The organism is Azoarcus taiwanensis (assembly GCF_012910885.1).
GTDB classification, from domain to species: Bacteria; Pseudomonadota; Gammaproteobacteria; order Burkholderiales; family Rhodocyclaceae; genus Azoarcus_F; species Azoarcus_F taiwanensis.
On record NZ_WTVM01000038.1, the window covers coordinates 25,327 to 32,180 of the forward strand.

General features: G+C 62.3%; 6 protein-coding genes and 1 pseudogene. All 7 read left to right on the top strand.

Annotated elements, in window-relative coordinates; genetic code table 11:
* The first annotated feature begins 136 nt into the window (after window positions 1-136).
* A complete protein-coding gene (gene glnA, locus GPA21_RS08260) occupies window positions 137-1,546 on the top strand; it encodes a type I glutamate--ammonia ligase (protein WP_168987730.1) in 1,410 nt (469 codons plus the stop codon).
* Between the two features lie 112 nt (window positions 1,547-1,658).
* Window positions 1,659-2,186, top strand: coding sequence for a DUF4124 domain-containing protein (locus GPA21_RS08265; protein WP_168987731.1), 528 nt, complete (start codon window positions 1,659-1,661; stop codon window positions 2,184-2,186).
* An 81-nt stretch (window positions 2,187-2,267) separates the two neighbouring features.
* On the top strand, window positions 2,268-3,338 hold the full coding sequence (gene glnL / locus GPA21_RS08270; protein WP_168987732.1) for a nitrogen regulation protein NR(II): 1,071 nt from the start codon (window positions 2,268-2,270) through the stop codon (window positions 3,336-3,338).
* A gap of 35 nt (window positions 3,339-3,373) precedes the next feature.
* A complete protein-coding gene (ntrC, locus tag GPA21_RS08275; protein ID WP_168987733.1) occupies window positions 3,374-4,792 on the top strand; it encodes a nitrogen regulation protein NR(I) in 1,419 nt (472 codons plus the stop codon).
* 136 nt (window positions 4,793-4,928) lie between these two features.
* Window positions 4,929-5,744, top strand: coding sequence for a biotin--[acetyl-CoA-carboxylase] ligase (locus GPA21_RS08280; protein ID WP_168987734.1), 816 nt, complete (start codon window positions 4,929-4,931; stop codon window positions 5,742-5,744).
* On the top strand, window positions 5,741-6,487 hold the full coding sequence (locus GPA21_RS08285) for a type III pantothenate kinase (protein ID WP_168987735.1): 747 nt from the start codon (window positions 5,741-5,743) through the stop codon (window positions 6,485-6,487). Before GPA21_RS08280 ends, GPA21_RS08285 begins: the two co-directional genes overlap by 4 nt.
* A 68-nt stretch (window positions 6,488-6,555) precedes the next feature.
* Window positions 6,556-6,854: pseudogene (locus GPA21_RS20615) on the top strand (SPOR domain-containing protein); the annotation flags it as partial.

Below are 6,854 nucleotides of genomic sequence, written 5' to 3' on the forward strand. Positions count from 1 at the left end.
GAAGAATCAGCGCTCCGCTCGCGCGTTTTTTCGGCAAAGCCCTGCCCGGAAAAACTGGCACACCTTCTGCTTATATCTCCGCAGCGGGACTTTGACCGTCAATGCCCCTAATTGCCCTACATCACCAGGAGTGAATATGAACGCTCAAGAAGTCATGAAGATGATCCAGGAAAACGAAGTCCGTTTCGTGGACCTTCGCTTTACTGATACACGCGGCAAGGAGCAGCACGTCGGCCTGCCGGTGTCGGCCTTCGAAGAAGATCACTTCGAGCACGGCCACCCGTTCGACGGCTCCTCCATCGCTGGCTGGAAGGGCATTCAGGCCTCCGACATGATCCTGTTGCCGGAACCAGGCTCCGCCTACATCGACCCGTTCTACGACGAAACCACGCTGGTGCTGACCTGCGACGTCATCGAACCGTCCGACGGCAAGGGCTACGACCGCGACCCCCGCTCGATCGCCAAGCGCGCCGAGGCCTACCTGAAGAGCACCGGAATCGGTGACACCGTATATTTCGGACCGGAGCCCGAATTCTTCATCTTCGACTCGGTCGAGTGGTCGGTTGACATGTCCGGTGTCTACAGCAAGATCATCTCCGAAGAAGCCGCCTGGTCCACCGCCGACAAGTTCGAAGGCGGCAACACCGGCCACCGTCCGCGCGTCAAGGGTGGCTACTTCCCGGTGCCCCCGGTCGATTCGCTGAACGACATCCGTGCAGCCATGGTGATCGCCCTGGAATCGTGCGGCGTACCGGTCGAAGTACATCACCATGAAGTCGCCAACGCCGGACAGTGCGAGATCGGCACCAGGTTCAACACCCTCACCAAGCGTGCCGACTGGACTCAGGTGCTGAAGTACATCGTGCACAACGTCGCACACCAGTACGGCAAGACCGCAACCTTCATGCCGAAACCCATCGTCGGCGACAACGGCTCCGGCATGCATGTCCACCAGTCGATCTGGAAGGACGGCCAGAACCTGTTCGCGGGCAACGGTTATGCCGGTCTTTCGGAGACCGCGCTGTATTACATCGGCGGCATCATCAAGCACGCCCGCGCGCTGAACGCGATCACCAACCCGAGCACCAACTCCTACAAGCGGCTGGTCCCGCACTATGAGGCACCGACCAAGCTTGCTTACTCGGCACGCAACCGCTCGGCCTCGATCCGCATCCCCTATGTCGCAAACCCGAAGGGCCGCCGCATCGAGTCGCGCTTCCCGGATCCGATGGCCAACCCCTATCTGTGCTTCGCAGCGCTGATGATGGCGGGTCTCGACGGCATCCAGAACAAGATCCACCCGGGCGATCCGGCCGACAAGAATCTCTACGACCTGCCGCCGGAAGAAGATGCGAAGATTCCGACGGTGTGCACCAGCCTCGATCAGGCCCTCGAGGCGCTCGACGCTGACCGCGAGTTCCTGACCCGCGGTGGCGTGTTCTCCAATGAGTTCATCGATGCCTACATCGAGCTCAAGATGGAGGACGTCAATCGCCTGCGCATGACGACCCACCCGGTCGAGTTCGACATGTACTACAGCCTGTAAACGTTCGAGCGGCTCGAACGTTAGAAGGGGACGGGCAATGCCCGTCCCTTTTTTTGTGTTCTAATCGAATCGAATGAAACAGAGAACCCGCCACCAACCAAGAGGCAAGGCAATGCGCTCAGCTCTGATTGCCGCGCTGCTGCTGACCGCGCTCAGCGGCACCCCCGCGTTTGCGACCGTCTACAAGTGCATTGATGCCGAAGGCGGGATCACCTACACGAACGACCCCTCATCAGCCCGCAACTGCGAACGCCTGCGTTCGGATCTGCCTATATCGACCGTACCGGCCTCACCGCAGCGTCCGGCTTCGGCAGCACCTCGCCCCGCCGCCACGCCCTCACCGTCCTTCCCGCGCGTCAGCCCGGACGCGCAGCGCAGCCGGGACGACTCCCGCCGCCAGATCCTGGAGCGCGAGCTCGCCAGCGAACGCACCGCACTCGAAGAAGCCCAGCAGAAGCTCGCTGAAGAAGAGGGGCGGGACGCACCCGAGGACCGGATCATTCGGCAAACCGAACGGGGCCCAAGGGCTGTCATCAATCTTGGCAAGCGCGAGGAGCGGCTCAAACCCTTCCGCGATCAGGTCGATCTGCACCAGCGCAATATCGAGGCGCTCGAGAGAGAAATGCGCGGCCTGCGCTGATCCCGGCTGGCTTTCACCGCGCCTGCCGCTCGGTGGTCTGGTTCTTGCTTGATATTGGGCCACAATACCTGGCATACGAGCATGGCAAGAGCCCCAAAAAACCAGACCCACTGCGGCCCCTTCTCGGGGCTGGATCTACTTTCTTCGGCCGTCGTGCTCGTCGACGACCGGCAGATCGTGCGTTATCTCAATGCCAGCGCCGAGAACCTTTTCGCGATCAGCCAGCGAAAGCTCATCGGCCGCCCGCTTACACACTTGCTCGGCGAGCAACACGGCCTCGAAGCTGCACTTGAGAACGCCCTGCGCACCAACTGGAGCTACACCGGCCAGGATTTGAAGATACAGCGGCCGATGGCAGAGCCACTGCACCTGGATTGCACGGTGAGTCCCGCCGAGGCGGACGGCGTCAGCCTTCTGCTGGAGTTCCGGCCACTCGACGCCCAGCTTCGGGTCGCGCGCGAGGAGCAGTTGCTGCAACAGCAGCAGGCAAACCGGGAACTCATCCGCAATCTCGCGCACGAGATCAAGAATCCGCTGGGCGGCATTCGCGGCTCTGCCCAGTTGCTGGAAGGCGAACTCACCGAACCGCATCTGCGCGAGTACACCGAGGTCATCATCGCCGAAGCCGACCGGTTACAGGACTTGATGAATCGCATGCTCAGTTCGCACAGCATGATGCGGCCTGGACTGATCAACATTCACGACGTGCTCGAACGTGTGCGCCGACTCGTGCTTGCCGAGTTTCCGGACGTGACGATCGTACGCGACTACGACACCAGCCTGCCCGAACTCACGGCCGATCGAGAGCAACTCATCCAGTCCGTGCTCAACATCACCCGCAACGCCGCTCAGGCGCTTCTCGGTCACGGCGAAATCCGCTTGCGCACCCGTATCGCAAGACAAGTCACGCTGGCCAAACGTCGTTTCAAGCTGGCACTGGAATTGCAAGTAATCGACAACGGCCCGGGCATCCCGGAGGACATTCGCGACAAGATCTTCTACCCGCTTGTATCGGGACGCGAAGGCGGCAGCGGCCTGGGACTGTCGATGGCACAGAGCTTTGTCGAACAACACCATGGCATGATCGAGGTCGACAGCCGCCCGGGCCGCACCTGCTTCACGATTCTTCTGCCGATCACAGAGCGCGGCTGAGACACTGCAGTCACGCACCAACATAGTGCATGGTTATGAATACTGTCTGGATTGTTGATGATGACCGTTCGATCCGCTGGGTGCTCGAAAAGGCGCTCGGCCGAGAAAACATCGCCTACCAGAGTTTCGGCAGCGCCACGGAGGCGCTGGACGCGTTGTCCTCCTGCGATGCGCCACCGCGGGTGCTGATCTCCGACATCCGCATGCCCGGAGAGAGCGGTCTCGATCTGCTTCAGCGCGTCAAGACGACCCATCCGGACCTTCCGGTCATCATCATGACCGCCTACTCGGACCTGGACAGTGCCGTGTCCGCTTTCCAGGGCGGGGCCTTCGAGTACCTTCCCAAACCCTTCGATGTGGACCAGGCGGTAGCACTGGTGCGGCGCGCCCTCGAGCAAACCACCCCGAGTGGCAACACAGACCTGCAAACCACACTTGCACCCGAAATACTCGGCCAGGCGCCTGCGATGCAGGAGGTCTTCCGCGCCATTGGACGTTTGTCGCAATCACACGCGACCGTACTCATCACTGGCGAATCGGGCAGCGGCAAGGAACTGGTCGCGCGGGCCCTGCACCGCCACAGCCCGCGTCGCGACGCGCCATTTGTTGCGATCAATACCGCAGCGATACCCCGCGACCTGCTCGAATCCGAGCTTTTCGGTCACGAGCGCGGCGCTTTTACCGGCGCGGCCGCGCTGCGTCGGGGTCGGTTCGAACAAGCCGACGGTGGCACCCTGTTTCTCGATGAGATCGGCGACATGCCAGCCGAACTGCAGACGCGCTTGTTGCGCGTGCTCTCCGACGGCCATTTCTACCGCGTCGGAGGGCAGCAGTCGATCCGCGCCAACGTCAGAGTCATTGCCGCGACTCACCAGGACCTCGAGGAGCGCGTCCGCCAGGGAATGTTCCGCGAAGACCTCTTCCACCGCCTCAACGTGATTCGCCTGCGCTTGCCGCCGGTACGCGAACGGCGCGAGGATATTCCACTGCTCGTCCGCTCATTTCTGCAGAAGAGCGCCAAGGAACTGGGCGTCGAGCCCAAGCGGATTTCCGATTCAGCCTTGAAGTTTCTCCAGGGTCTGAGCTTTCCCGGCAACGTGCGCCAACTGGAGAATCTGTGCCACTGGCTGACGGTGATGGCCCCGGGCCAGGTCGTCGATGTGGCCGATCTTCCACCGGAGTTGAAGGAGCAGCCACAGAGCGTTCCCCAAGCCGCATGGACCGATAGCCTCGCCATAGAAACCGACCGGCTACTCGCCAGCACGCCCGGAGCGGTTTTCGAGCAACTCACCCACACCTTCGAGCGCACTCTGATCAAGCGCGCCCTCGCTGCGACCGGAGGGCGACGCATCGAGGCAGCGCAGTTGCTTGGGATAGGACGAAACACCATCACGCGAAAGATCCAGGAACTCGGCATGGACGAGAACCGCAACGGCGGAGAAGACGAGCTGTAGCGGTCTGTCCGCCCTTGGCGATCATCGCGATCACGAAAAGCTGCGAGTCGCTGCGGCTCCGTCGGCAACGATCAGCGCCACCGAAACGCATCGTAATCCGCGATAATCGCCAACACCGATATGCGGAGCCGCGAACTTGGCCTTGATCGAACCTACTATTCTGGCAGCTGACGCAGACCGCACGGCACGTGCGCTTGGCGCGTGCGTCGAGCGCTTCGCCATCGTCGTCGTCGAAGAGTGTGACTCGACGAACAGCGCCTTGAGGGATTTCCCGCCAGAAGACGACGGTCGGACGCATGTTCTGGTCGCGCACCACCAGCGTGCCGGCAGAGGGCGTCGCGGCCGGACCTGGCAGGCCTGGCCCGGTCTCAGCCTGACTTTTTCCAGCTTGTGGCGCTTCGCGCCGTCACCCACGGTCCCCGCCGGCCTGTCGCTCGTCGCCGGGCTGGCGGTGGCATGCACCCTGGAGAAACTGGGTGTCGAAGGCGTGCAGCTCAAATGGCCCAATGACGTCATGGTGTTTGGCAAGAAAATCGCGGGAATCCTCGTCGAACTTGTCCCGGGGAGGGGAAGAACACCAGCCGCTGTCATTGGCATCGGTGTGAACCTCGCCCTCCCAAGCGGGACGCACATCCCGGACCAACCGGGGGTCACGTCCCTGGCTGATGAGATCGCCACCAGCAAGATCGAAGCAAGCACCGTCCTGGCCGGCATTCTCATTTCTCTGGATGATCGGCTGGAGCGTTATACGCAAGGGGGTTTTGCCGCGCTGCGCGACGAATGGCAACAGCGCAACGCGTTTGCCGACTTGCCGGTAAGCGTGCGTGACGAGCAATGCGAAACCGTTGGCATCTGCGCGGGCGTCGACGAAGACGGCGCGCTGCTTCTCGATACAGACCAGGGACGGACCCGCATCATCGCAGGCGATGTCTCCTTGAGGGCAGCCCTGTGATGCTTCTCGTCGATGCTGGCAACACGCGCATCAAGTGGGCACTGGTAGACGGCACGATCTGGCTGGCTGAAGGTGTTCTCGAGCATGACGAAGCGGCTCGGCTCGCGGAACTGGCGACGGGTCAGCAGAAACCCGCGCGAGCAGTGTGCGTCAGCGTGGCCGGCGACAAGATCAAGGACGCGATTACCGGGGCACTCGCCAGCATCGGCCTGGAACCGGAATGGTTCCACAGTTCAGCGGAATGCTGCGGTGTCAGCAACGGCTACGAAGACCCGACTCAACTCGGCGCTGATCGTTGGGCGGCCCTGGTCGGCGCGCGTGCGCTGCATCGCGCGTCCTGTCTCGTGGTGTGCGCGGGAACGGCAACCACCATAGATCTGCTCGATGCCGATGGTCGCTTTCAGGGCGGTCTCATCCTGCCCGGAGAACACCTCATGCGGCAGGCGCTGGCCGGCAATACCGCTCAACTGCCATTCGCCGAAGGGCGCTTCGAAGCTCGACCGAGAAACACCATGGACGCAATCGTAAGCGGATGCCGCCAGGCCCAGATCGGCGCCATTGAACGAATGTTCCGCAGCATCGCCGCGAACCCGGACGCAGTGTGCCTGCTCGCGGGCGGGGCCTCTGCTGCACTCGCACCGTTGCTTTCGATTCCAGTGCGACGAGTCGAGCACCTGGTGCTCCGCGGACTCGCTGTCGCTGCTGACACGAGCCCTCGGCTGCCGGCGAACTGGCGGGTTTAAGAGCCAATACGTTGCGCGATATCCTCGTGCCATTCAGAATCGGGGCAAGTACACGTTTCAAACGATAAATGCCTCTACTACGTCTGCTGTTCTTCGCACTGCTGATCCTGAACGCGCTCGCGCTCGCGGCGGGTATGGGATGGCTGGGCCCGTCGACCCCCAGGGGCGAACCTGAACGCCTGACCAACCAGATCAACCCCCAGCTGATTCGACTGGAACCCCGCGTCGCAACCGAAACGCAGGCGGCACTTTCGGATTCGACCGAACCTGTTGTGCCTCCACGCCCCACCCCGGCACCTCAAGTGACGGCGCCCGCACCACAAGCTGCACCAGCACCTCCTCCACCTTCGCAGCAGGATCCCACGAC

Bases quoted from the DNA above. Each gene is read 5' to 3' on its own strand.
- glnA (WP_168987730.1), top strand. From the start codon at position 137: ATGAACGCTCAAGAAGTCATGAAGATGATCCAGGAAAACGAAGTCCGT.
- GPA21_RS08265 (WP_168987731.1), top strand. From the start codon at position 1,659: ATGCGCTCAGCTCTGATTGCCGCGCTGCTGCTGACCGCGCTCAGCGGC.
- glnL (WP_168987732.1), top strand. From the start codon at position 2,268: ATGGCAAGAGCCCCAAAAAACCAGACCCACTGCGGCCCCTTCTCGGGG.
- ntrC (WP_168987733.1), top strand. From the start codon at position 3,374: ATGAATACTGTCTGGATTGTTGATGATGACCGTTCGATCCGCTGGGTG.